The organism is Streptomyces sp. NPDC058751 (assembly GCF_042746485.1).
In the GTDB taxonomy this organism is placed as follows: Bacteria; Actinomycetota; Actinomycetes; order Streptomycetales; family Streptomycetaceae; genus Streptomyces.
The window spans coordinates 117,087-140,361 of record NZ_JBHYPZ010000023.1 but is presented as its reverse complement, the minus strand read 5'-3'; the positions used below and the strand labels follow the sequence as shown (position 1 = coordinate 140,361).

At 71.6% G+C, this 23,275-nt stretch carries 22 protein-coding genes; 11 read left to right on the top strand and 11 right to left on the bottom strand.

Annotated elements, in window-relative coordinates:
• Positions 1–533: 533 nt before the first annotated feature.
• Positions 534–1,256, top strand: a complete 723-nt coding sequence (locus tag ACFW6B_RS22190; protein ID WP_386598216.1) for a hypothetical protein — start codon at positions 534–536, stop codon at positions 1,254–1,256.
• A gap of 68 nt (positions 1,257–1,324) precedes the next feature.
• Here ACFW6B_RS22190 and ACFW6B_RS22185 read toward each other — a convergent pair whose 3' ends face one another.
• Positions 1,325–2,668, bottom strand: a complete 1,344-nt coding sequence (locus ACFW6B_RS22185) for an esterase-like activity of phytase family protein (protein WP_386598215.1) — start codon at positions 2,666–2,668, stop codon at positions 1,325–1,327.
• Between the two features lie 262 nt (positions 2,669–2,930).
• On the opposite strand from ACFW6B_RS22185, the gene ACFW6B_RS22180 reads away from it, so the two are divergent.
• Positions 2,931–3,113: a hypothetical protein gene (locus ACFW6B_RS22180; protein WP_103553378.1), complete on the top strand. Its 183-nt coding sequence runs from the start codon at positions 2,931–2,933 to the stop codon at positions 3,111–3,113.
• Between the two features lie 141 nt (positions 3,114–3,254).
• On the opposite strand, the gene ACFW6B_RS22175 is transcribed toward ACFW6B_RS22180, so the two are convergent.
• The 3 genes from ACFW6B_RS22175 to ACFW6B_RS22165 all read right to left on the bottom strand — a co-directional run bounded on the left by ACFW6B_RS22175 (position 3,255) and on the right by ACFW6B_RS22165 (position 5,224).
• Positions 3,255–4,130, bottom strand: a complete 876-nt coding sequence (locus tag ACFW6B_RS22175; protein ID WP_386598213.1) for a hypothetical protein — start codon at positions 4,128–4,130, stop codon at positions 3,255–3,257.
• Positions 4,131–4,263: 133 nt separating this feature from the next.
• A complete protein-coding gene (locus ACFW6B_RS22170) occupies positions 4,264–4,581 on the bottom strand; it encodes a hypothetical protein (RefSeq protein WP_386598212.1) in 318 nt (105 codons plus the stop codon).
• Positions 4,582–4,690: 109 nt separating this feature from the next.
• Complete coding sequence (locus ACFW6B_RS22165; protein ID WP_386598211.1) at positions 4,691–5,224, bottom strand: PadR family transcriptional regulator; 534 nt, start codon at positions 5,222–5,224, stop codon at positions 4,691–4,693.
• 109 nt (positions 5,225–5,333) lie between these two features.
• On the opposite strand from ACFW6B_RS22165, the gene ACFW6B_RS22160 reads away from it, so the two are divergent.
• Positions 5,334–6,092: an alpha/beta fold hydrolase gene (locus ACFW6B_RS22160; RefSeq protein ID WP_386598210.1), complete on the top strand. Its 759-nt coding sequence runs from the start codon at positions 5,334–5,336 to the stop codon at positions 6,090–6,092.
• Positions 6,093–6,164: 72 nt separating this feature from the next.
• Here ACFW6B_RS22160 and ACFW6B_RS22155 read toward each other — a convergent pair whose 3' ends face one another.
• Positions 6,165–6,761 (bottom strand): class I SAM-dependent methyltransferase, encoded by a 597-nt coding sequence (locus ACFW6B_RS22155; RefSeq protein ID WP_386598209.1) that lies wholly within the window; start codon positions 6,759–6,761, stop codon positions 6,165–6,167.
• Between the two features lie 152 nt (positions 6,762–6,913).
• Here ACFW6B_RS22155 and ACFW6B_RS22150 point away from each other — a divergent pair, with 152 nt between their 5' ends.
• From ACFW6B_RS22150 to ACFW6B_RS22120, 7 genes are all read left to right on the top strand, one after another.
• Positions 6,914–7,687 (top strand): MHYT domain-containing protein, encoded by a 774-nt coding sequence (locus ACFW6B_RS22150; RefSeq protein WP_386598207.1) that lies wholly within the window; start codon positions 6,914–6,916, stop codon positions 7,685–7,687.
• Between the two features lie 62 nt (positions 7,688–7,749).
• On the top strand, positions 7,750–10,305 hold the full coding sequence (locus tag ACFW6B_RS22145; RefSeq protein WP_386598206.1) for a nitrate- and nitrite sensing domain-containing protein: 2,556 nt from the start codon (positions 7,750–7,752) through the stop codon (positions 10,303–10,305).
• Positions 10,302–10,739 carry a roadblock/LC7 domain-containing protein gene (locus tag ACFW6B_RS22140; protein WP_386598205.1) on the top strand — a complete coding sequence of 146 codons (438 nt, stop codon included), beginning with the start codon at positions 10,302–10,304 and terminating at the stop codon, positions 10,737–10,739. Before ACFW6B_RS22145 ends, ACFW6B_RS22140 begins: the two co-directional genes overlap by 4 nt.
• 19 nt (positions 10,740–10,758) lie before the next feature.
• Positions 10,759–11,175 (top strand): DUF742 domain-containing protein, encoded by a 417-nt coding sequence (locus ACFW6B_RS22135; protein WP_386598204.1) that lies wholly within the window; start codon positions 10,759–10,761, stop codon positions 11,173–11,175.
• Between the two features lie 278 nt (positions 11,176–11,453).
• Entirely contained in the window at positions 11,454–12,059 is a 606-nt protein-coding gene (locus ACFW6B_RS22130) for an ATP/GTP-binding protein (RefSeq protein ID WP_386598202.1), read from the top strand.
• Between the two features lie 227 nt (positions 12,060–12,286).
• Positions 12,287–12,700 carry a roadblock/LC7 domain-containing protein gene (locus ACFW6B_RS22125; protein ID WP_382786874.1) on the top strand — a complete coding sequence of 138 codons (414 nt, stop codon included), beginning with the start codon at positions 12,287–12,289 and terminating at the stop codon, positions 12,698–12,700.
• Between the two features lie 127 nt (positions 12,701–12,827).
• Positions 12,828–13,829, top strand: coding sequence for a DUF6397 family protein (locus tag ACFW6B_RS22120; protein WP_386598201.1), 1,002 nt, complete (start codon positions 12,828–12,830; stop codon positions 13,827–13,829).
• On the opposite strand, the gene ACFW6B_RS22115 is transcribed toward ACFW6B_RS22120, so the two are convergent.
• A complete protein-coding gene (locus tag ACFW6B_RS22115) occupies positions 13,766–14,632 on the bottom strand; it encodes an acyl-CoA thioesterase (protein ID WP_386598200.1) in 867 nt (288 codons plus the stop codon). The two genes, ACFW6B_RS22120 and ACFW6B_RS22115, sit on opposite strands and share 64 nt — an antisense overlap.
• Positions 14,633–14,651: 19 nt before the next feature.
• A complete protein-coding gene (locus tag ACFW6B_RS22110; RefSeq protein ID WP_386598199.1) occupies positions 14,652–17,165 on the bottom strand; it encodes a DEAD/DEAH box helicase in 2,514 nt (837 codons plus the stop codon).
• A 145-nt stretch (positions 17,166–17,310) separates the two neighbouring features.
• Between ACFW6B_RS22110 and ACFW6B_RS22105 the strand changes: the two genes are divergently transcribed.
• Complete coding sequence (locus ACFW6B_RS22105; protein WP_386598198.1) at positions 17,311–18,105, top strand: metal-dependent hydrolase; 795 nt, start codon at positions 17,311–17,313, stop codon at positions 18,103–18,105.
• An 89-nt stretch (positions 18,106–18,194) separates the two neighbouring features.
• On the opposite strand, the gene ACFW6B_RS22100 is transcribed toward ACFW6B_RS22105, so the two are convergent.
• The 4 genes from ACFW6B_RS22100 to ACFW6B_RS22085 all read right to left on the bottom strand — a co-directional run bounded on the left by ACFW6B_RS22100 (position 18,195) and on the right by ACFW6B_RS22085 (position 23,110).
• Positions 18,195–18,479 carry a type B 50S ribosomal protein L31 gene (locus tag ACFW6B_RS22100; RefSeq protein WP_386598197.1) on the bottom strand — a complete coding sequence of 95 codons (285 nt, stop codon included), beginning with the start codon at positions 18,477–18,479 and terminating at the stop codon, positions 18,195–18,197.
• A gap of 36 nt (positions 18,480–18,515) precedes the next feature.
• Complete coding sequence (locus ACFW6B_RS22095; protein ID WP_386598196.1) at positions 18,516–18,986, bottom strand: DUF5709 domain-containing protein; 471 nt, start codon at positions 18,984–18,986, stop codon at positions 18,516–18,518.
• Between the two features lie 387 nt (positions 18,987–19,373).
• The gene (locus tag ACFW6B_RS22090; protein ID WP_386598195.1) at positions 19,374–21,245 is read right to left on the bottom strand and encodes an ABC transporter ATP-binding protein; all 1,872 of its coding nucleotides are present in this window, start codon (positions 21,243–21,245) and stop codon (positions 19,374–19,376) included.
• Positions 21,242–23,110 carry an ABC transporter transmembrane domain-containing protein gene (locus ACFW6B_RS22085; protein ID WP_386598194.1) on the bottom strand — a complete coding sequence of 623 codons (1,869 nt, stop codon included), beginning with the start codon at positions 23,108–23,110 and terminating at the stop codon, positions 21,242–21,244. Before ACFW6B_RS22085 ends, ACFW6B_RS22090 begins: the two co-directional genes overlap by 4 nt.
• Between the last annotated feature and the right edge of the window lie 165 nt (positions 23,111–23,275).

Here is a 23,275-nt window from a genome sequence, read left to right as displayed (position 1 = left end):
TTTTTTCTTTTTGTGGGGGGGGGGGGGCGCGCCCCATGCACTTGTTTTATTTTTCTCGCCGGGTTGGGCCCCGGGCGCCGCCCCCCGCGGGGGGGCGGGCGGGGGGGGCCGGGCCGCCGCCCCCCCGGCCCCCGCCGCCGGCGGGGCCGGCCCCCCGCCGCCGCGGCCGATCCGCCCGCGGACGTTCCCGGAATCATGCGATCCATGGCATGAGTCCGTATCAACTTCCGCACAGGGGTCGCGCGATGACCGGATTCGAGGCGACTCTTGACGGTATGGCCTTCCCGCCCGAACCGCCTCGGCCCCCACGGTCGCAGGGAGACGCGTACTCACCGGAGGGTGACGCCAGGGGCCCGAGTTCGGGGAGCTACGGCCCTCCGTCGTCGGGTGGCTACGGTCCTCCGCCGACCGGCGGCTACGGCCCCCCGTCGTCGGGTGGCTACGGCCCCCCGCCGTCCGGTGGTTTCGGCCCTCCACCGGACGGTTTCGGCCCTCCTTCCGGTGACTACGGCTCGCCGGCGCAAGGAGACGGTGTGCCTCCCGGACGGAGCGGCGGGGGACGGCCGCCGCCTCCCCCGTCCGGGCCCCCGCCCGGGTTTCCCTCCGGTCCCGGTGGTCACCGCGGAGGACGGCGGCGCAACAGCCTGCTCGTCGTCATCACGGTGATCGTCGCGGTCGGCGTCATCGCCGCCGTGGCCGTGGCGGTCATGGGCGGTGGGGGCGGAGGGAAGAAGTCCCCCACCGAGAGCACCGGTCGGTCCCCGGGTTCCTCGCCCGGTCTCCCGTCCGGCTTCCCGTTGCTTCCCACGAGCCTGCCCAGTGCCGTGCCGTCGTTCCCCTCGGACCTGCCCACCGGGCTGGCACCCAGTGACCTGCGTTCCCTCTTCCCGTCCCTCGCGGACGACGAGGTGCCCTACTACCTGCTCCGGAAGGGCGATTGTTTCGACACGGACGACGCCCTGCCCGGACAGGCCGCCAGACGCGAGTGCACCCAGCCTCACGACGCCGAGGTCGTGAAGGTCTCCGAGCTCGACGGCACCTACACGACGGAGGCGGCCCTCAGGAAGGCCGCCTCCGCGCTGTGCAAGGCTCCGCTGGAGCGGAAAGCGGCGAGCCAGGCGGCCGGCACGGTGCGGGAGACACTCGTGCAGTACCCGGACACCGGGAGCTACGAGACCGGCATCGACAAGGTCGCGTGCAGCCTGGCCGCGGACGTCGGCAAGGGCACCCACAAGCTCACCGCGCCGCTGAGATGAGCGGTACGCGTGCGTGGCCGCCGTCCGTCGTCCACGCACGCGTACCCCGTTGAAGTCTGCTTCCGGGATCAGATGCCGCGCGGCAGCCGCGCGTAGGTGACGGTCGTCTCGACACCGCTGTCCACGAGCCGGCCCTGCGCGTCGAAGGCACCCGTCCCGTCGGTCATCCCGAAGTCGTTGTCGTTGATGAGGGCGAGGGTGTGGTGGTCCACCAGCGCGACACCCTCGATCTTGCCGGGCACTCCCGTGACGGTACCCAGGTCTACGACCAGACGCTTCGCCAGCACCGGGACGCCGGCCGACGCGGGGTCGTCCAGCTGCTCCAGCGAGGGCGACGTGGTGTCACTGTCGTAGGGGCCGCCGAGGATGTTCGCGCTTCGCGTGAGCCGCACCGACTGCAGACGGGCCGCCTTGTCGGTGCGCTCCTCCACGAGCAGGCGGTCGCCGCCGACGGCCACCACGGAGGAGATCTTCAGCTCGGACGTGTCGTCCTCGCTCGGGTCGACCACACCGACCGCGTCGAAGCGGTACGCGTACTCGGCGGTCACCGCCTGCTTCCTCGGGGAGAAGCGCAGTAGCCGCGTGGTGCGCGAGGCGTCGCCCGCGTCCGCGTCGGGCAGCGGGAGGGGGCTCTGCAGTGCCATCACCAGATCACCGTCGGAGAGCTGGGCGAGCCCTTCGAGGCCGCGGTTGGTCTTGCGGTGGAGCAGGATGCCGGGCAGCGCCTCGACGACCGGATAGTCCGCACCGGTCAGCTCGAGACCCTCGGGAACGTAGCGCGTGAGGACCTTCCCGCGCGCGGAGACGTGGACCAGCGACGGACCGTACTCGTCGACGAGCCAGAACGAGCCGTCCTTGGTCCGCACGACCCCCTCGGTGTCCAGGCCGTTCGCGTTGTACGGGAGGGGGGTCCGGGCGTTGTAGGAGTACGGCGCCTCGTCGCGTCCCGCCTGGTTGGACAGTCCGGTGACCGGCTTGCCGGACGATGTGGTGAGCGGGATCGAGTCGATCACCTTCACGGTGTCACCGCATACCCGGATCTTCACGATCGCCGGGTCGAAGCCCGGGACCGGGAACGTCCGGCGCTTCGTGCCGTCCACCTTGATCTGGCCGTTGGGCCCCCGGTCGGTGACCGTCCAGAACTCGCCCTTGCGTCCGGCAGGGTAGATGTCGCTGCCGATGCCGCCGAGATCGACACCACGGTCGTCGTCCACCGTGCCGGGCAGCAGTCCGTTGCTGAACGTGCCGAGCGGGATGTCCCCGAGTGTTGCGGTGTGCGTCACGCGCGGCTGCACCGGTCCGGACGTCGCGTCCGCGGTGCCGGCCGTCACGAAGGCGGCCAGCACGGCGAGCGGCACGCCCAGGGCGACGGACCGGTGGATGTGCTGCTTGCCGGCGACATGCGGGGACATCAGGCCTCCTGAGGCACAAGTTCTTCGACAGCGGCCAGAGTTGGCCCCGACGCCGAACGGTTTGCGACGTGCGGGTGAACGCCGTGCGTCAGGCGGTCATCGGGTTTTCCTCGGTGGGTCTTCTCCGGTCGTGGCGAGGACGTTCTCAGGGTTGAGCAGGGGGCACGCGTCAGGGACGTATCAGGGTCGTGGTCCGGAACCGTGGGACGCGGGGAGCCGTTCTCAGGACAGAGAGCGGCAGCAGCCGCGGAGGAGGCGACACATGTCGAAGAACGCGAAGATCGCCGCAGGAGGTGTGGCGGTCGGCCTGATTCTGTGGATCTGGCTGCCCTGGTGGGCCGCCTTCCTGATCGTGCTGGGAGTTCCGGCGGCCGCGTATCTGGCGCTGGACCCCTCACAGCGGCGCAGGCTGCGCCGTGTCACCCGCAAGGAGCTCGGCCGCTGAGGAGCGACCTCCCGGCAGCGGTCCGCCCGTCGGCGGTCCCCCTCCGCTCACCGTGGCCGGTGAGAGCCGGAGGAACCGACGCGACGGACGCAGTGGACCGGTCGGGCCGCGTCACCGGGATTCCTTGTGACGCGGTCCCGGTCAGCTGGGGCGGACCGCCATCTTGTCCAGGGCTTCCAGGAGGCCGGGCAGCTCCGGCCCGCGCCCGACGGGCATGACCTCGCCGGGTTCCTCGTCGAGCAGGACGAAGGCGATGTCGTCGGTCCTTGCGACCAGCGACCAGCCGGGGCCGTCGGCGCGCAGGGTGCGGGCGTCGCCCGTGGCGAAGGACGACCGGACGCGGCCCAGCGGGGGAGGCGTGTCCACGTACGAGCGGGCCTCGGCGAGGACGCGGCGGATCCCGGCGCGGTTCACGCCCTTCTCCTCCTTGGCCTTCTCCTCGTCCTCGCCCTGAGGGTCCTGAGCGGGCTCGGCGTCGCCAGGGCCGCCGTCGGCCTCCTCGGACGGCGCGAACTCGCTGTCGTCGATCTGCTCGCGCCACATGGCCCACTGGAGCGCGATCTCGTCGGCGCCGAGGCGGCGCTGGGCCGGTCCCCAGACGGTGGTGTCCGGCGGGCTGAGCGGAGGCCGCTCCGTGAGTTCGGCCGCCGGATCGTGTGGAGCGGGCACCCCGGGGGCCGAGACGGCGACTTCGAGGGGCCAGCCGGGCAGCGCGGCGACGACCGTCCGCTCGTCCGGCGACAGCTCGTGCTCCATCCCGCAGTCCCAGGACGCGATGGCGACGGCGACCAGGGAGACGTCGTCGACGACGACGGTCCAGCGCGCGCCCTGTCCGTCCTGGCCGAGCACCAGCCCGTACCCCTCCGCGAGGGGTACGAGGTCGAGCGCCGCGCAGGCCTCCGGGTAGTCGTCACCGAGCACGCTGGGGAACTTCGCCGGTGTCAGCAACACCGCCGTCAGTACGTACAGCGCGTCGTCGTCCCCGGTGGCGACGGCGTCTTCGTCCGTCCCGGCCATTCCAGCCTCCCGATCGCTCCATCTGTCGGCGCACCCTAAGCGACGGGAAGGCGCTTGTCACGGCCCCGAAACCCGCGCGGAGCCGCAACTACCGGGCTGGACGGGGGCGAAACACCCCCGCGGGCCCGCACGGTCAGGCGGCGGGCAGTCCGAGCAGGGTGCGGGCGACCGCCTGCGGCGACTCGTCGCGTTCGCGGGCAAGGGCGACGACGGCCCGGCAGGCCAGCTCGTTGACACCGAACGACAGCGCCTCCGGCGACACCCAGGCGGCTGCTTCGTCGATCTGTTCCTGATCGTCCTCCGCGCACGCGGCCACGTACACCGCTGCCGCCTCGAACAGGTTGTATGTGCGCTTTCTCTCTTTCCGGGCCGTCTCCCGTGCGGGTCCGCCGGGTCCCTCGACCGTGGTCCTGCGTCCGATCGAGCGGAGCCTGCCGAATATGCCGGGCATCCGGTCACCATCCCCTGCGTGATCGCCGATCGTGCGTCTGCTGCTACTCAACGTAGAGATGGAGCTGCGGCGACAGAAGAGGGGCGGCCCGGTGAAGTCGGATCTCGTGTCAGCGGCCGGCCGCTTCGAGCGAGTCGAGGGTGGTCCGCAGCCAGGTCAGTTCGGCCTGGCTGGTGGCCCGCGCGATGGTCAGGACGCCGCGCCGGAAGGGGTCGTCCAGCTCCTCGGCGCGCAGCGGCCGGTCGCCGTCGTAGAAGAAGCTCGCGGGCTCCTCCAGGAAGGCGAGCCTGCGGCGCAGCACGGCGGCCTGCGCCTCGGGGTCCTGGAGATGCCTGAGGAAGGCGAGCACCGCGAACCAGCGGTTCTCGTCCGTGATGTCCCGTCGCGACGGTTCCGCGAGCCTGCGGCGCAGTTCGCGTCCGCCCTCCTCGGTGAGCGTCAGAACGTGCCGGGGGGCGGCGGCGGAGCCGGGCTGTGTGGTCCGTTCCAGGAACCGTGCGTCCTCCAGCCGCTTGATCGCGGGATACAGAGTGCTCTCCGCCACCGGCTTCACGTGCCCCGTCAGCGCGGTGATGCGCTTGCGCAGCTCGTAACCGTGCAGCGGGGCGTCGTACAGGAATCCGAGGATGGCCAGCTCCAGCATGTCCATATTCTGTCGCACCAGCGCTGTACATCGTTCCAGTCATACATCGGAACCGATGTATGCTCTTCGGGCAGGGGGAAGCGAAGGAACGGCGACAGGGGAGAGTGCTTTGCGGCAGGCGGAGTTCGACGGCAGGGGAAGCATGATCCGCTGGACCGAGGCGGCCGGCCGTGGACCCGCGCGCGTGTACGTGCACGGTCTGGGGTCGGCCTCGACGGTCTACAACGCCCACATCGCGGCCCGGCCCGAACTCGCGGGCCGCCGCACCCTGTTCGTCGACCTGCCCGGCCACGGCATCAGCGACCGGCCCGCAGACTTCGGCTACACCCTGGAGGACCACGCCACGGCTCTGGGGATGGCCCTGGACGCGGCGCACGTCGCCGGGGCGGAGCTCGTCGCACACAGCATGGGCGGTTCCGTCGCCGTCGTGCTCGCACATCGCCGCCCCGAGCTCGTCTCACGGCTCGTCCTCGTGGAGGCCAACCTCGATCCGCTGCCCCCGGTCACCGCGGGCAGCAGCGGTATCGCCTCCTACGAGGAGCACGACTACGTCGAGAACGGCGGTCACGCGCGCGTGCTCGAAAAGGTCGGCGGCATCTGGGCCGCGACCATGCGCCTCGCCGATCCGCGCGCCCTGCACCGCTCGGCGACGGGACTCGTCCGGGGCACCACCCCGACGATGCGTCAGATGCTCGTGGACCTGACGGCGGAGCGGGTGTTCCTCCAGGGCGAGCTCAGCGGCGAACTGCCGGGCGCCGCTGACCTGGAAGCGGCAGGGGTGCGTGTCGTGAACGTGCCGGGCGCCGGACACAACATCACGTTCGACAACCCCGACGCGTTCGCCGCGGCCCTCGCTGCCACGGCCTGACGGCCGATCGCCGGATCCGGCCGGCCCACCCCCGGCGAAGACCCGGCGGTCGTCCCCGGTGAGGACCGACGGTCATCGGCGTACGGCCAGGGCGAGGAAGCGGACGTCCTCGTCCACGTACGAGGTCATGTCCCACCCCGAACCGGCCAGCAACGGGCCGAGGTTGTGCTCGGCACGCAGGTCGTCCGGAGTGATCTGCCGACCCTGGCGGGCCGCGAGCGCGGCCCGGCCGATCGGGTGGAAGAGGGCGAGCGTGCCGCCAGGTCGTACCACCCGGGCCAACTCCACCAGATTCGCGGCCGGGTCCGGCAGGTGCGCGACGAGCCCGGCCGCGAACACCGCGTCCAGCGACTCCGTGCGCAGCGGCAGCGCGGTGACATCGGCCAGCAGCAACCGCCCCTCGCGGTCCCGTCCGGCCCGTACCGCGGCCTCCAGCATGGCCGGTGTCAGATCGGCTCCGACGACCACCCCGGTACCGCCCACGGCCGCTCGCAACGGGGGCAGGGCGCGCCCGGTACCGCAGCCCGCGTCGAGCACGCGGTCACCCGCGCGCAACCGCATGCGCGCAACCGCGTCCGCGTAGGCGGGCCCGTCGTCGGGGAAGCGGCTGTCCCAGTCGGCGGCGCGCGCGCCGAAGAACTCCTGGACGCGTGTGTGGTCGTCACTCATGTACCGCATGATCTCTCACCGCCACGAAGGACGACACGGTGCACATGTTCGAGCCTGCCGCGATCGCTCGGGGGCACCTCCTCGCCACTTTGCGGCAGCTTTCGAAACGCGCCCCAGTCGTGCGCCCCAGCGCGCACTAGCGTCCCGGAGCCATGGGACACCTGGACCACGCCGCCTTCGGCTGGCTGACCCCCGTACTGTCGTACGCGATGGCCTGCACAGGCTCCGCACTGGGGCTGCGCTGCACGGTCCGCGGACTCGACGCCACCGGACGGTCGCGCCGCAACTGGCTCCTCACGGCGGCCTCCGCGATCGGTACGGGCATCTGGACGATGCACTTCGTGGCGATGCTGGGCTTCGGTGTCACCGGAACGGAGATCCGCTACGACGTTCCTCTGACGATCTTCAGCCTGCTGGTCGCGATGACCGTCGTCGGCGCCGGCCTCTTCGCCGTCGGCTACGGCCGCGACCGGCGGCGCGCACTCGTCCTCGGCGGGCTCACCGCCGGGTTCGGCATCGCGAGCATGCACTACCTGGGCATGGCGGCCCTGAGGCTGCACGGCCAGGTGCACTACGACCCGGCACTCGTCGCCCTCTCCGTCGTGATCAGTGTGATCGCCGCGACCGCCGCCCTGTGGGCCGCGCTCTCCATCAGGTCTCCCGCGGCGGTCGCCGTCGCCTCCCTCGTCATGGCCGGTGCGGTGAGCAGCATGCACTACACCGGAATGGCGGCCGTCGGCGTACGGGTCAGCCCCTCGGGTGACGCGCTGCCGGGCGCCACGGCGATGCAGTTCATCTTCCCGCTCGCCGTCGGACTCGGTTCCTACCTCTTCCTGACGGCCGCGTTCGTCGCGCTGTCCCCGATGTCCGGCCGAACCGAACCGTCCGCGTCGCTCACGCGGCCGGTCGGGGGCGTCGCCCGCTGACGCCGGTACCGGAGCCGCGTGGCCCGGACGCCACGCCCCGAACCTCTCCGATCGAGGAGGCCATGCGTACATCCCGCAGGACCACCACAGCCGGTGGCCAGTCACCGCCCCCGCGGCGCGGCCGCCGTGCGCACGCCGGCCCGCCGGCGGACGAGGGGGACATCGGCGACCTCCTCACCGGCCCCTCGCCCGACGCGCCCACGCGCGTGGGACGCTGGCGCATCCGGCCCCGTACCGTCCGGGCCAAGATCGTCAGCCTGCTGATGGTGCCCATCGTCTCCCTGCTCGCCCTGTGGGCCTACGCCACCGTGAGCACGGCGCAGGACGTCGCGAGGCTGAGGCAGTCGCAGCGTGTGGACGCGACGGTCCGAGTCCCCGTCGACGCCGCGGTCGCCGCGCTCCAGGACGAACGGGCTGAAGCCGTCCGCTACGCGACCGACCCCGCCACGGTGCCGTCGGGCGACTTCGAGGATCTCTCCCGGCTCACCGACCGCGCCGTGGCGAAGCTCCGTCTGGGAGAGCGCAACACCGTCGCCGACGGCGCGGGTCTGCCGGCGGGAGTCACCGGACGCCTCGCCGCCTTCGTCGCCGACACGGAGCGACTGCGTTCCCTGCGCACCGGCGTACTGGAGCGCCGTACCGGATGGAAGGAGGCGTACGGCGAGTACACTCGGACCATCGCGACGGCGTTCGGCGTCGAAGGCGCGCTCACCGGAATCTCCGGCACGGCCATGCACACGGACACCCGTGTCCTCCTCGAACTCTCCCGGGCGGGTGAGGCGTTCGCGCAGGAGGACGCCGTGCTCGGCGGGGCCCGGCTCGCCGGAACCCTCGACGGCGAGCGGCTCCGGCTGTTCACGGGTGCCGTGGACACGCGCCGCACCCTGACGGACGCCGCGACGCCGGACCTCGGCGGCCCCGAACGAACCGCCTGGAACGACCTCGTGGAGGGGAGCGCGTACGACGACGTGCGCGCCGTCGAGGACGGTGTGCTCCTCTCACGGCCCGGGACCAAGGCCCTCGACGCCGCGCCGGAGGCCACCTGGAGCATCGCCCACGAGCGTGTGAGCGACGGAATGCGAACGATCGAGGCCGACGCGGACCGTGGTGCCGAGGAGGCGGCCGACCCGCTCGGGCACGCCCTGCTCACCCCGGCCGGCGCCGCGGTCCTCTTCGGCCTCGCCGCCGTCGTCGCCTCACTGATCATCTCCGTACGCATCGGACGCGACCTCGTCGTCGAACTCGTGGGACTGCGCGACGGCGCCCTGGACATCGCCCGCCGGAAACTCCCCGAGGCCATGCGCAGACTGCGCGCGGGCGAGCCGGTGGACGTGGACGACGAGGCCCCGCCGGGACGGCCTTCGGAGGACGAGACCGGACAGGTCGCCCAGGCGCTCAACACCGTGCACAGGGCCGCCCTGCGGGCCGCGGCCGAGCGCGCGGAGCTGGCCGGAGGCGTCTCCGGAGTCTTCGTCAACCTGGCCCGGCGCAGCCAGGTACTCCTGCACCGCCAGCTGAACCTCCTGGACGCCATGGAGCGCAGGTCCGAGGACCCGGACGAGCTGAGCGACCTGTTCCGACTCGACCACCTCACCACGCGGATGCGGCGTCACGCGGAGAGCCTCATCATCCTCTCCGGTGCCGCGCCCGGACGGGCGTGGCGAAAGCCCGTCTCGCTCACCAACGTGGTCCGGGCGGCGGTCTCCGAGATCGAGGACTACGCGCGCGTGGAGGTACGACAGCTCCCCGAAGCGGCCGTGGTGGGCGGAGCGGTCGCCGACCTCACCCATCTCCTGGCGGAACTCGTCGAGAACGCCGCCCAGTTCTCGCCCCCGCACACCCGCGTGCGGATCACCGGCGAACCGGTCGCCAACGGCTACGCGATCGAGGTCGAGGACCGGGGTCTCGGCATGGGCAAGGAGAGGATCGCCGAGGCCAATCTGCGCATCGAACGGTCCGAGGCCCTGGACCTCTACGACAGCGACCGGCTGGGCCTCTTCGTGGTCAGCCGGCTCTCGGCCCGGCACGGCATCAAGGTGCGCCTGCGGCCCTCTCCCTACGGAGGCACGACCGCGGTCGTGCTGCTGCCCATGGCACTGCTGCAGGACGGCCCGATGGAACGTTCCCTCCAGCAGGCCGACACGGACCGGCCGCCCGAGAGGGAGTACGCGCGCGTGCCGGTCGCCCCGGAGCCCGACGCCGTCCAGGCCGTCACCGAACGTCCCGTGCTGGTCCCACCGCTGCCGAAGGCCCCCGAGGAGCGGACGAACGGATCACCGGGAACACCGCCCCCGGTGAACGGCACGAAGCGGACCGTGCTTCCGGAAGGCGCGCCGCTCCGTCTGCACCGTCCCGAGGAGGGCTCCGCGGACTCCGGCGGACTTCCACGCCGGGTGCGCCAGGCGAACCTCGCCCCCCAACTGCGCGGACAGCGTTCCGAGGAACCTGCCGAAGCCCCGGATCCGTCGGCGGACGAGGAGCGCACACCCGAACTCGTACGGGCGCGCATGACCGCGTACCGGGCCGGCTGGGCACGCGGCGGCGGCCGGCTCCCCGGAACCGGCGCAATCCCAGGCCCCGGAGCGGGCAGCGACAGCAGCGAAGGAGACCCCGCATGATCCACGACCCGAGCACGGACAGCGTCCAGCGGTCCGGCGAACTCGACTGGCTGCTGGACGACATGGTGCTGCGCGTGACCGAGGTACGGCACGCGGTGGTGCTGTCGAACGACGGCCTGGCGGTGGGCGCGTCCACGGCCCTGCGGCGCGAGGACGCCGAGCACCTCGCGGCAGTCGCCTCCGGATTCCACAGTCTGGCCAAGGGGGCGGGCCGCCACTTCGGCGCGGGCGGGGTGCGCCAGACGATGGTGGAGATGGACGAGGGCTTCTTGTTCGTGGCCGCGGCGGGGGACGGTTCGTGCCTCGCCGTCCTGACCACCGTCACCGCCGACATCGGCCTCGTGGCGTACGAGATGGCGCTGCTGGTGAAGCGTGTCGGCGAGCACCTCCACGCCCCGCCCCGGGTCGGCGCGCAGCCGCCCGCGGCAGGATGACCGGGGACGGCCCGCACCGATGACCGAGGAAGTACCGGATACCCCGCCAAGGCCGGGCAGCGGCCAGTGGTACGACCAGGAGGCGGGCCCGCTCGTCCGCCCCTACGCCGTGACGGGCGGTCGCACCAAAGCCGGTCCGGCCGGGACGCACTTCGATCTGATCGCCCTCGTCACCTCCGGCAGGGCGGCGCGGGGAGCCGGTGAGGACGGCTCGCTCGGCCCGGAGCACCGGACCCTGATCGAGCTGTGCCGTTCCGAGACCCTGTCGGTCGCCGAGCTGGCCGCGGGCACCGGGCTTCCCGTGGGTGTGGTCAGGGTGCTTCTGGGCGATCTCCTGGAGCGCGGCTGTGTCATCGTCAGCCGCCCGGTACCGCCTGCGCACCTGCCCGACGAGCGCATCCTCCGCGAGGTGATCGAGGGGCTGCGGGCGCTCTAGATGATCCGTATCGGTCGGTATCAGGACTCTTGGCGTTCACTCCTGGACGTGGATCGGGCGCGTTCCGGTCGCTAAGGGCAATGTGCGGTCCAACCCTGCCCGATCGGACCGCAGTTGTCATGATGCTGGCTTCGCTCACCCCTACGCAGGCTTGACCCGCCCGTTCACAGGGCTCGATCCAGGCGTACGCGGGCCAGATCCGCCCGTACCGACGCCCGGCCCACCCGTGAAGACGCACCGACGCCGACGAGCGCCGGCACTCCCGAGAGAAGTGATCGATGGTCTCCGAGAACTCCGACGACATGAGCGGCGACCCGACCGCCCTGGCGCTGAAGATACTGGTCGCCGGCGGGTTCGGCGTCGGAAAGACCACCCTGGTGGGCGCCGTCAGTGAGATCCGGCCGCTGCGCACCGAGGAACTCCTGAGCGAGGCCGGCCGTTCCGTCGACGACACCGGCGGCGTGGGCCGGAAGATCACCACCACGGTCGCCATGGACTTCGGACGCATCACCATCCGGTCCGGGCTCTCGCTCTATCTCTTCGGAACACCCGGGCAGGACCGCTTCTGGTTCCTGTGGGACGAACTGTCGACGGGCGCTCTGGGCGCAGTCGTCCTCGCCGACACCCGGCGGCTCGAGGACTGCTTTCCGGCGGTGGACTACTTCGAGCACCGCCGCATCCCCTTCGTCGTTGCCGTCAACTGCTTCCCGGGCGCTCGCACGTACGGGACCCAGGACGTCTCCCGCGCCCTCGATCTCGACGGGGGCACACCGGTCGTCCTCTGCGACGCCCGCGACCGCGACTCCGGGAAGGAAGTGCTCATCCGGCTCGTGGAGTACGCCGGGAGGGTGCACACCGCCCGGCTGCTCGAATCGGTCGGCTGAGACCGTCGGCCATGCGCGCCGGAACCGTTCGGTGCCACGGCACCAGCGCACGGCTGCCCCCCCCCCTGGTACAGGTACGTGACTGCCCTCCCCGGCGTCGGCGCGCCCGCTCGTCGGCCATCTTCTCTGCCATGCCACCCATCCGCCTTGCCCGGACGGCGGCAGTGGGGAAGGCTTGCTGGTCGAATCCTCCTGCCTGGGGGAACGGCACACGGGGAGACCGGATCATGGAACAGAACACGGGACTCGGCTGGTTGCTGGACGACCTCACCGAGCGCGTCGAGCACGTTCGGCACGCGCTGGTGCTGTCCAACGACGGGCTCGTGACGGGCGCGAGCACGGGCCTCCGACGCGAGGACGCGGAACACCTGGCCGCGGTGTCGTCGGGACTGCACAGCCTGGCCAAGGGCTCCGGCCGCCATTTCGGCGCCGGGCAGGTGCGGCAGACGATGGTCGAGTTCGACGACGCGGTGCTCTTCGTCACGGCGGCCGGCACAGGCAGTTGTCTGTCCGTCCTCAGCGGGGCGGAGGCGGACATCGGCCAGGTCGCCTACGAGATGACGCTGCTGGTGAACCGCGTCGGCGAACACCTTCGCGTGGACGCGCGGCAACCCGAAGGCAAGCCCGCGTCAGACTTCTGACCTGCTGAAACGTCGTCGCGGTCGAGGTTTTCCACAGGCTCGCCACGATGTCCGACAAGCCGGATACGGTTTTTCCCGAGGCGAGCGCACACCGGCGCGAGCCTCCCAGACCACAGGGGAGACCGTCATGTCCGGGACCACCACCGCACAGTCCGCCACCGTCTCGCTCAGCCGGGCCGCACGAGAACTGGAGCTCAGGCGGGGCGAGTTCGACCTGGCCCTGCACCTCGGCTGTGTGCGCTCGGTTCCCGACGAGGGAGGCGGGGGACGCCGGATCACACGCACGGAGATCGACCGGGTACGAGCCGAGACCGGGTTCCCCGAGGTGCTGCGCGAACGGGTCAAGGCCGTCGGCACCACGGAGGGCGCCGCCCTCGTGGGCGTGACGACCACCCGGTTCACACGCCTCGCCCGCCTGGGAGTGGTGGTGCCGGTCAAGTTCTACCTCAACCGTTACAGGGTGGTCGTCTGGCTCTACCTCGCCGAGGAACTACGGCGGTTCGCGGCCGACGAGCAGAACGCGCCGCTGCTGAGCGGCCGCACACCGGAAGGGCTCCGGGACCAGCTCGGCGAGGGACTCGACCTTCGTCCCCGCAACTGGCGTGGCCGTCACCTGGGGTTCCTGCTGAGGCAGACCGAGGATCCCTGGGCCCGTGCCGCGGCTGTGGCCTCCCTGCTCGATCCTCTCCATGTGGCCGAGATCGTCAAGGACCCCTACGAGCGCGCCCATCTCGACCGCCTCCGCCCCGCGCCCGTCTCACGGGCCGCGCCGGACTCACCCGGCACCCGGATCTCCGAACGCATCACGACGGCGCAGGACCCGGACGAGATCGGCTGGTTGAGGGCCGACCTGGGGCAGAGCGTTCTGGAAGCCAGGGAAGAGCGCCCTGTGCCCCGCCCGGCAGTGGACGCCCCGCCGGTGACCGCCCGGCACTCACCGACCGGTGCTCCCCGCGCCGTGCGACAACGCCTCGCCGCCGGGGAAGCCCCGCTCACCCCGCCAGGGTCCGCGCGGTCGCGGAGGCTCCTCGCATGGCTGTGCCGCAGAAGCCCGGACGGGTCCGGCTACAGGGCCCTGAACAGCCCCTCCTGCACGACCGATACCAGCAGCCGTCCTTCGAGGTCGTAGATGCGCCCGCGGGCCAGACCGCGGCCACCCGTCGCGATCGGTGACTCCTGGTCGTACAGGAACCACTCGTCCGCGCGGAACGGCCGGTGGAACCACATCGCGTGGTCAAGCGACGCCATGTCGAACCCGCGCCGGCCCCACAGCGGTTCCACCGGGATGCGGACGGCGTCCAGGAGGGTCATGTCGCTGGCGTAGGTGAGCGCGCAGGTGTGCACGAGCGGGTCGTCGCCCAGAGGCCCGACGGCACGCATCCACACGGCGCTGCGCGGCTCGGCGTCCTTGATCTCCTCGGGCGTCCAGCGCAGCCGGTCCGCATAGCGGATGTCGAACGGCTGGCGCCGGGCCATGCGCTCCAGCGTTTCCGGCAGAGCGCCCAGGTGCTCCTTGATCTCCTGCGTCACCGTCGGCAGGGACTCGGGGTCCGGCACCTCGCGGGCCGGCGGCAGCTGGTGCTCGAAGCTCCCTTCCTCGGGCTTGTGAAAGGAGGCGGTCAGATTGAAGATCGTGCGGCCCTGCTGCACGGCGGTGACGCGGCGTGTGGTGAACGACCGCCCGTCCCGCACCCGTTCGACCTGGTACACGATCGGGACGCCCGGCCGGCCCGGACGCAGGAAGTACGCGTGCAGCGAGTGCACCGGCCGGTCGCCCTCCGTGGTGCGGCCGGCGGCGACCAGTGCCTGGCCCGCCACCTGGCCGCCGAAGACTCGCTGCAGCGACTCCTCCGGACTGCGTCCGCGGAAGATGTTGACCTCGATCTGTTCCAGGTCGAGCAGGTCGACGAGCCTCTCGGCTGGGTTCGTCATCGGTGGGATTCTCCTGTGCTCACAGCTGTCCGACATCGGTGACCTTGACGACGGCACGGCCCTCGGCGTCCGAGGCCGTGAGGTCGACCTCCGCGCTGATGCCCCAGTCGTGGTCGCCGTTCGGGTCCGCGAAGGTCTGCCGGACGCGCCACAGACCGTTCTGCGGTTCCTCCACGATCGAGAGCAGCTTGGGGCCGCGGGCGTCGGGACCGGTGCCGAGGTCCTCGTACTCGTCCCAGTACTTGTCCATCGCCTCGCCCCACGCGTCGGCGTCCCAGCCGGATTCGCCGTCCATCTCGCCGAGTTCGTCGACGTTGTCCAGAGCGGCCAGCTCGACCCTGCGGAACATCGCGTTGCGGACGAGGACACGGAAGGCGCGGGCGTTCGAGGTGACCGGCTTGACCTGATCGGCCTTCTCCTGGGCCTCCTCGGCCGTCATCACCTCGGGGTTGGCGAGCTGTTCCCACTCGTCGAGCAGGCTGGAGTCGACCTGTCGCACCATCTCGCCCAGCCAGGCGATCAGGTCCTCCAGGTCCTCGGACTTGAGGTCGTCCGGGACGGTGTGCTCCAGGGCCTTGTAGGCGCTGGCCAGGTAGCGCAGGACGATGCCCTCGGTGCGGGCGAGCTCGTAGAAGGAGACGAACTCCGTGAAGGACATGGCCCGTTCGTACATGTCACGGATGACGGACTTCGGCGACAACGGGTGGTCGCCGACCCACGGGTGGCTCTTGCGGTAGGTGTTGTACGCGTGGAAGAGCAGTTCCTCCAGCGGCTTGGGGTACGACACTTCCTGGAGCCGTTCCATGCGCTCCTCGTACTCGACGCCGTCGGACTTCATCGCGGCCACGGCCTCGCCACGGGCCTTGTTCTGTTGCGCCGCGAGGATCTGCCGGGGTTCGTCCAGCGTCGACTCCACCACGGACACCATGTCCAGGGCGTACGACGGGGAGTCGGGGTCCAGCAGGTCGAAGGCGGCGAGCGCGAACGTCGACAGGGGCTGGTTGAGCGCGAAGTCCTGCTGGAGGTCGACGGTCAGCCGCACGATGCGGCCCGTCGGGTCGGGCTCGTCGAGCTTCTCCACGATGCCGCCGTCGATCAGCGATCGGTAGATCGCGATCGCCCGGCGGATGTGCCGCAACTGCTGCTTGCGCGGCTCGTGGTTGTCCTCCAGCAGATGCCGCATCGCCTCGAAAGCGTTGCCCGGCCGTGCGATCACCGAGAGCAGCATCGTGTGCGTCACACGGAAACGCGAGGTCAGCGGCTCGGGATCGGAGGCGATCAGCTTCTCGAAGGTGTTGTCCGTCCAGCCCACGAAGCCCTCGGGAGCCTTCTTGCGCACCACCTTGCGGCGCTTCTTCGGGTCGTCGCCCGCCTTGGCGAGGGACTTCTCGTTCTCGATGACGTGCTCAGGGGCCTGAGCGACGACGTAGCCCGCCGTGTCGAAGCCCGCGCGTCCGGCCCGGCCGGCGATCTGGTGGAACTCACGGGCGCGCAGCGTGCGCACCCGCGTCCCGTCGTACTTCGTCAGCGCGGTGAACAGCACCGTGCGAATGGGGACGTTGACGCCGACACCGAGCGTGTCCGTGCCGCAGATGACCTTCAGGAGACCGGCCTGGGCGAGCTTCTCCACCAGCCGCCGGTACTTGGGCAGCATGCCTGCGTGGTGCACACCGATCCCATGACGTACGTAACGGGAGAGGTTGCGGCCGAACTTGGTGGTGAACCGGAAGTTGCCGATGAGCTCGGCGATCTGGTCCTTCTCCTCGCGCGAGCACATGTTGATGCTCATCAGCGCCTGCGCCCGCTCCACGGCCTGCGCCTGGGTGAAGTGCACGATGTAGACCGGAGCCTGCTTGGTGGCGAGCAGCTCGGTGAGGGTCTCCGTCAGGGGGGTGAGCACGTACTCGTACGAGAGCGGCACGGGCCGGGTCGCCGAGCGGACCACCGCGGTGGGGCGGCCGGTGCGGCGCGTGAGGTCCTTCTCGAACATCGAGACGTCGCCGAGCGTCGCCGACATCAGGATGAACTGCGCCTGGGGAAGTTCCAGGATCGGAATCTGCCAGGCCCAGCCACGGTCGCCCTCGGCGTAGAAGTGGAACTCGTCCATGACGACCTGACCGACGTCGGCGTGCTTGCCGTCCCGCAGGGCGATGGACGCGAGGACCTCGGCGGTGCAGCAGATGACGGGAGCGTCGGCGTTCACCGAGGCGTCGCCGGTGAGCATGCCGACGTTCTCGGTGCCGAACAGCTTGCACAGCTCGAAGAACTTCTCCGAGACGAGCGCCTTGATCGGCGCCGTGTAGAAGGTGACCTCGTCCCGGGCGAGCGCGGCGAAGTGCGCGCCCGCGGCGATCATGCTCTTGCCCGAGCCGGTGGGCGTCGAGACGATCACGTTCGCACCCGAGACGACCTCGATCAGCGCCTCCTCCTGGTGGGGGTAGAGGGTGAGACCGCGCTCCCCGGCCCACGACTCGAAGGCTTCGTAGAGGGCGTCGGGGTCTGCGGTCTGCGGCAGCTGATCGATAAGGGTCACGCCCCCATCTTGCCTGCCGATACACGTGATGGGGGAATCGGATGTTCACCGGAAGATCACGACCGTTACGCTGTGGCGCCGGTGACGCGTCAGCGGGCACGGGCAACTGGACAGCGTCGCAAGAGAAATGGGGCAGGGAACGGCCATGATGGGACCAGCACACTCACTGTCGGGGGCCGCGGCCTGGCTCGGTGTCGGAGCGGCGGCCGCCGCGGCCGGCCATCCCATGCCCTGGCCGGTCCTGCTCGTCGGCGCCCTGATCTGCGCAGGCGCCGCTCTCGCCCCGGACCTGGACCACAAGGCCGCCACCATCTCGAACGCCTTCGGACCGGTGTCGAAAAGGCTGTGCGAGATCGTCGACAAACTCTCCTACGCCGCCTACAAGAGCACCAGGAAGCCGGGCGACCCCCGGCGCAGCGGCGGTCACCGCACGCTGACGCACACCTGGGTGTGGGCGGTCGCGATCGGATCGGGCACGGCGGTGCTGGCGATCACCTGTGGTCGCTGGGGGGTCCTCGGCATCCTCTTCGTGCACATGGTGCTCGCCATCGAGGGCCTGCTGTGGCGGGCCGCCCGCGGTTCGAGCAGCAACGTCCTGGTCTGGCTGCTCGCCGCGACGAGTTCCTGGATCCTCGCGCAGACCCTGGACAAGCCGGGCAACGGCTCGGACTGGCTGTTCACGGCGCCGGGCCAGGAGTACCTGTGGCTGGGCCTGCCGATCATCCTCGGCGCCCTGGTGCACGACATCGGGGACGCGCTGACGGTGTCCGGCTGCCCGATCCTGTGGCCCATCCCGGTCGGCCGCAAGCGCTGGTACCCGATAGGCCCGCCCAAGGCGATGCGGTTCCGCGCGGGCAGCTGGGTCGAGATCAAGGTGCTGACGCCGGTGTTCATGGTGCTGGGCGCCGTGGGCTGCGCGGCCGCGTTGAACTTCATCTGAGTCCGGCGGCTACCGGGCCGGTCCGTCGTCGCGCGGCCCGTCCTCGGCCGTACCGGCGCCGGTGGCTCACGGCAGGGTGCCCGTCGCGGTCAGCCGGCGCTTCCCGCGCCGGACCCGCCGGATCCCTGCTCCCCGTCTCCGAAACGCCGTTCGAACCGGGCGATGCGGCCCTCGGAGTCCACCGTGCGGGCCTCGCCCGTGTAGAAGGGGTGGCTCTCCGAGGAGATCTCTACGTCCACCACGGGGTAGGTCTCGCCGTCGTCCCAGTCGATCGTCCGGTCGCTCGTGGCCGTGGAGCGTGTGAGGAAGGCGTAGCCGGCGGCACGGTCGCGGAACACCACGGGGCGGTATTCGGGCTGCTCGTCCTGTCGCATGGCGACTCCTCGGGGAAGAAGCGGGAGGCGTGCCGGTCAATCGGACACGGCTTCCTCGTCGACGATGTGCATCGCGGCCTCCTCCGCCGAGGCCGCGGCGCCGTCGATGCCGATGTCCGTGGCGACGAGCCCGCTCTCCTCGTCCTCGTGCGCGCCTTCGTTCGGGGCCACCAGACGGCCGGAGCGGAGGGCGCCCACCTCGTTGTCGAGGGGTTCTCCGTCGGTGCCCTCGCAGTCGCCGATGCCGTCCCCGTCGGATCCTGCGATGTCGGGCAGCTCGAGGGCGAGGCGCTGCTCCAGGGTCTCGCCCGCCCGGCGTTCCGAGGCGGTCACCCCGCGGTGCTCCACCGCCCACGGGCGATCGGGCGGGGACCAGCCGCGGTCCAGGGGGTCACTCACACCGTCCGCGACCAGTGTGTCCTCGGCGTCGAGCAGCCCCGCGTCGTCCTGTACCTCGGATCCGTCGGGCTGGTAGACGTCGTCTCCCCATCCGTCGGCGCTGTCCACGGGTACCTCCAGGGGGTGCGGACGGGACCGGAGCCGCCGTGTTCGACGGCGGGCGCGCGGACCCGGGGACACCGGCGTCGCTGCCCGCGAACAGGTTGGTTCCCGGGAGTCCCCCGAGCAGGTGTCCGTCTCCAGCCTTCCACCCCCCTTCGGCACCGCGCAACGCCACAGGGGCCGAGCAGCAGCGCCACACGGACCGGAGTCCGGGCCGCCCGGCCTCTCGTGGGGCGCGAGGAGGACGACCGTGCCCCCGTCCCCGGCCCACGGCGGGACCGCGGCGGACCGCGCCGGAGCGGGCCGGCACCCGGCTCACGGGCCGCGGGCGGGTGGTCCCGCCCGGCACCCGGCTCGTACCCGCGGGCCGGTGGCCCCGGCCGGGTGTCCCGCTCACCCGTGCCAGGACCTCCACAGCGCCGCGTACGCGCCGTCCGCCGCGACCAGTTGCTCGTGGCTGCCGAGTTCGCTGATGCGGCCCTTCTCGACGACGGCGATGACGTCCGCGTCATGGGCGGTGTGGAGGCGGTGGGCGATGGCGACGACGGTGCGGCCGTCGAGGACGCGGGCCAGCGAGCGTTCCAGATGGCGGGCCGCCCGCGGGTCCAGGAGCGAGGTGGCCTCGTCCAGGACCAGGGTGTGCGGGTCGGCGAGGACCAGCCGGGCCAGCGCGATCTGCTGGGCCTGGGCCGGGGTGAGCGCGAACCCGCCCGATCCGACCTCGGTGTCCAGACCGTCGTCCAGCGCCCGCGCCCAGCCGGTCGCGTCGACCGCGCCGAGAGCCGCCCACAGCCGGGCGTCGACGGAGGCGGCGTCCTCGCCTGGAGCCGTAGCCGTATCTGTAGCCGAACCCGAACCCGAACCCGGGGCCTGCTCCTCGTCCCGGTGCTGTCGCGAGCGGGGGACGGCGAGCAGCAGGTTGTCGCGCAGGGAGCCCACGAACACGTGGTGCTCCTGGTTGACCAGGGCCACGTGCGCCCGGACCTCCTCCGCGGGCATCCGGGACAGTTCGGCGCCGCCGAGGGTGATCCGGCCGTCCCGGGGTGCGTAGATCCCGGCGAGCAGCCTGCCGAGGGTGGACTTTCCCGCGCCGGACGGACCGACCAGGGCGAGCCGGGTGCCGGGCGGCACCGCCAGGGAGACCTCCCGCAGCACGTCCACCCCCGCGCGGTAGCCGAAGTGCACCCGGTCCGCGTGGACGTCGCGTCCCTCCGGCTTCACGGACGCGTCGCCCGCGTCCGGCTCGATGTCCCGGACACCCACCAGCCGCGCCAGCGAGACCTGGGCGACCTGCAGCTCGTCGTACCAGCGCAGGATCAGTCCCACCGGATCGACGAGCATCTGGGCGATCAGTGCACCCGTCGTCAGCTGGCCCACCCCGATCCAGCCCTGGAGGGCGAGCCACCCGCCGATCATCAGGACCGAGCAGAGGACGGTGACGTGCGTGATGTTGACGACCGGGAAGAGGACCGACCGCAGCCAGAGCGTGTAGCGCTCCCACGCCGTCCACTCCCGGACCCGGCGGTCCGACAGCTCGATGCGGCTCCTGTCCAGACGGTGCGCCTCGACGGTGCGCCCGGCGTCGACCGTCTCGGCGAGGACGGCGGCGACGGCGGCGTAGCCCGCCGCCTCCGAGCGGTAGGCGGCGGGGGCCCGCTTGAAGTACCAGCGGCAGCCCATCACCAGTACCGGAACGGCGACCAGCACGGCGGGAGCCAGCACCGGGGAGGTCACGGCGAGCCCGCCGAGCAGCAGTGCCGCCCACACCACACCGATGGCCAGCTGCGGGACGGCCTCACGCATCGCGTTGGCGAGCCGGTCGATGTCGGTGGTGATGCGGGACAGCAGGTCGCCCGTCCCGGCCCGCTCCAGGACGCCGGGCGGCAGGCCGACCGACCGCACGAGGAAGTCCTCGCGCAGATCGGCCAGCATCCGTTCGCCGAGCATGGCGCCGCGCAGCCGCACCTGCTGGACGAACACGGCCTGGACGACGAGCGCGACGAGGAAAAGGGCGGCGGTGGCCTCCAGATGGAGGTCGCGCGCGTGGTCGGAGACGCGCTCGACGAGCGAGCCCAGCAGATAGGGCCCGACCATCGAGGCGACGACGGCCACGGCGTTGACCGCGACCAGGAGCAGGAAGGCCCTGCGGTGCCGTCGGAACAGCTCGGTCACGTAGGCGCGTACGGTCGCGGGCGCGCCGACGGGCAAGGTGTTCGCCGTCGTCGGGGCGGCCGGGTCGTACGCCGGTGGCGCCACGCCGATCATGCGGTCTCCTCGATCTCTTCCAGGACGCCGTCGAGGACGGCCTTGTCGGTCGCTGTCACCGCGCCGAGAGCGGTCCGGTCCGCGGCCTCGGCGGCTGCCTCCTCCTCGGTCTCGCGGGTCACCACGGCCCGGTACCGCGGCTCGGCGCGCACCAGTTCGCGGTGCGCGCCGACCGCGACGACCTCGCCCTCGTGCACCAGGACGACCCGGTCCGCGTGGTCCAGGAGCAGTGGGGAGGAGGTGAAGACCACGGTCGTGCGCCCGGCGCGCAGGGAGCGCACCCCGTCGGCGATCCGGGCCTCGGTGTGCGAGTCGACCGCGGAGGTCGGCTCGTCCAGGACGAGTACCTCCGGGTCCGTGATCAGGGACCGGGCCAGTGCGAGCCGCTGGCGCTGGCCCCCGGACAGGGAGCGCCCGCGTTCCGTGACGCGCGCGTCCATCGGGTCCTCGGCGCCGAGCGAGCCCTGCGTGAGCGCGTCCAGCACGTCGCCGCACTGGGCCGCGGACAGGGCGGCCTCGGCGCTCACGAGACCCGACGCGGGCACGTCGAACAGGTCGCGCAGGGAGCCCGACAGCAGCACCGGGTCCTTGTCCTGCACGAGGACGGCGGTCCGGGCGCAGTCCAGGGGCAGTTCGTCCAGCGGTACGCCCCCGAGGACCACCGACGCGTTCTTCGGCCCGTCCTCGGTGCGGTCCTTCCCGCCCGGCTCGGAGGCATGGCCGCCGAGCCGCTCGGCCAGCAGCCCGGCCGCGTCGGGGTCCCCGCACACCACGGCGGTGAACCGGCCGGCGGGAGCGAGCAGACCGGTCACCGGGTCGTACAGATCGCCGCCCGGTACCTCCGCGGCGCGTGAGCCGCCGCTGTCCACGGCCCGTTCCAGGGACAGCACCCGGGCCGCCCGCCTGGCAGCCGGACGCGAGAAGGAGTAGGCCATGGCGATCTCCTCGAAATGCCGCAAAGGGTACGAAAGCAGCATTACGGCGCTGTACACGGTGACCAGTTCACCGACCGTGATCCGGCCCTCCCCGGCCAGCTGCACACCGCGCCAGACCACGGCGATCATCAGCAGACCCGGCAGCAGGACCTGGATCGCCGAGATCACCGACCACATGCGCGCGCTGCGCACGGCGGCCCGGCGCACCTCCTGGGAGGCGCGGCGGTAACGGTCGAGGAAGAGTTCCTCGCCGCCGATGCCGCGCAGCACCCGCAGGCCCGCAACGGTGTCGGAGGCCAGCTCGGTGGCGCGGCCCGCCCTCTCCCGCTGGAAGTCGGCGCGCCGGGTGGCGCGGGGCAGCAGCGGCAGCACGGCCACCGCCAGCACGGGCACGCCCACGGCGACGATCACCCCCAGGGCCGGCTGGTAGGCGACCAGGGTCACGCACACCACCACGACCGTCACGGCGGCGGCCGAGAACCGGGACACGCCCTCCACGAACCAGCCGATCCTCTCGACGTCACCGGTGGAGACCGAGACGATCTCGCCCGCCGCGACGCGCCGCGTCAGCGCGGAGCCCAGCAGCGCGGTTTTGCGGGCCAGTAGTTGCTGGACGCGTGCGGCCGCGGTGATCCAGTTGGTGACCGCGGTGCGGTGCAGCATGAGTTCGCCGAGCGCGATGCCCGCGCCGCACACCGCCATCAGCGCGCCGGCCAGGGCGAGCCGGGTGCCGGAGCGGTCGACGACGGCTTGCACGGCCAGGCCGACGCAGAAGGGCAGTGCGGAGACGGTCAGGAAGTGCAGCAGCCCCCAGGCCAGGGACTTGAACTGTCCGCCGAGCTGGTTCCGCCCGAGCCACCACAGGAATCGGGGGCCTGAGCGCGCGTCGGGCACACCCGGGTCGGGATACGGAAGATCTTGGATCTGCATGACGTCCCAGTGGCTCGTGTCAGGAGAGGAAGGGTGCTCCGGAATGCGGTGGCCGTCCGGCCCGGGGCCGGCAGCAAACCGTGAAAGGTTCGCGTCGCGGCGTGATCGAAAGCAAACGGTTTTCCGTCCTTCCGCAAGGAACCGGACCGGTTCCGCCGCGGTCGG

Coding starts and splice junctions, on each gene's coding strand:
- ACFW6B_RS22185 (WP_386598215.1), bottom strand. CDS start 2,668: ATGTCCCCGCATGTCGCCGGCAAGCAGCACATCCACCGGTCCGTCGCC.
- ACFW6B_RS22180 (WP_103553378.1), top strand. CDS start 2,931: ATGTCGAAGAACGCGAAGATCGCCGCAGGAGGTGTGGCGGTCGGCCTG.
- ACFW6B_RS22175 (WP_386598213.1), bottom strand. CDS start 4,130: ATGGCCGGGACGGACGAAGACGCCGTCGCCACCGGGGACGACGACGCG.
- ACFW6B_RS22170 (WP_386598212.1), bottom strand. CDS start 4,581: ATGCCCGGCATATTCGGCAGGCTCCGCTCGATCGGACGCAGGACCACG.
- ACFW6B_RS22165 (WP_386598211.1), bottom strand. CDS start 5,224: ATGCTGGAGCTGGCCATCCTCGGATTCCTGTACGACGCCCCGCTGCAC.
- ACFW6B_RS22155 (WP_386598209.1), bottom strand. CDS start 6,761: ATGAGTGACGACCACACACGCGTCCAGGAGTTCTTCGGCGCGCGCGCC.
- ACFW6B_RS22150 (WP_386598207.1), top strand. CDS start 6,914: ATGGGACACCTGGACCACGCCGCCTTCGGCTGGCTGACCCCCGTACTG.
- ACFW6B_RS22145 (WP_386598206.1), top strand. CDS start 7,750: ATGCGTACATCCCGCAGGACCACCACAGCCGGTGGCCAGTCACCGCCC.
- ACFW6B_RS22140 (WP_386598205.1), top strand. CDS start 10,302: ATGATCCACGACCCGAGCACGGACAGCGTCCAGCGGTCCGGCGAACTC.
- ACFW6B_RS22135 (WP_386598204.1), top strand. CDS start 10,759: ATGACCGAGGAAGTACCGGATACCCCGCCAAGGCCGGGCAGCGGCCAG.
- ACFW6B_RS22130 (WP_386598202.1), top strand. CDS start 11,454: ATGGTCTCCGAGAACTCCGACGACATGAGCGGCGACCCGACCGCCCTG.
- ACFW6B_RS22125 (WP_382786874.1), top strand. CDS start 12,287: ATGGAACAGAACACGGGACTCGGCTGGTTGCTGGACGACCTCACCGAG.
- ACFW6B_RS22120 (WP_386598201.1), top strand. CDS start 12,828: ATGTCCGGGACCACCACCGCACAGTCCGCCACCGTCTCGCTCAGCCGG.
- ACFW6B_RS22115 (WP_386598200.1), bottom strand. CDS start 14,632: ATGACGAACCCAGCCGAGAGGCTCGTCGACCTGCTCGACCTGGAACAG.
- ACFW6B_RS22105 (WP_386598198.1), top strand. CDS start 17,311: ATGATGGGACCAGCACACTCACTGTCGGGGGCCGCGGCCTGGCTCGGT.
- ACFW6B_RS22100 (WP_386598197.1), bottom strand. CDS start 18,479: ATGCGACAGGACGAGCAGCCCGAATACCGCCCCGTGGTGTTCCGCGAC.
- ACFW6B_RS22090 (WP_386598195.1), bottom strand. CDS start 21,245: ATGATCGGCGTGGCGCCACCGGCGTACGACCCGGCCGCCCCGACGACG.
- ACFW6B_RS22085 (WP_386598194.1), bottom strand. CDS start 23,110: ATGCAGATCCAAGATCTTCCGTATCCCGACCCGGGTGTGCCCGACGCG.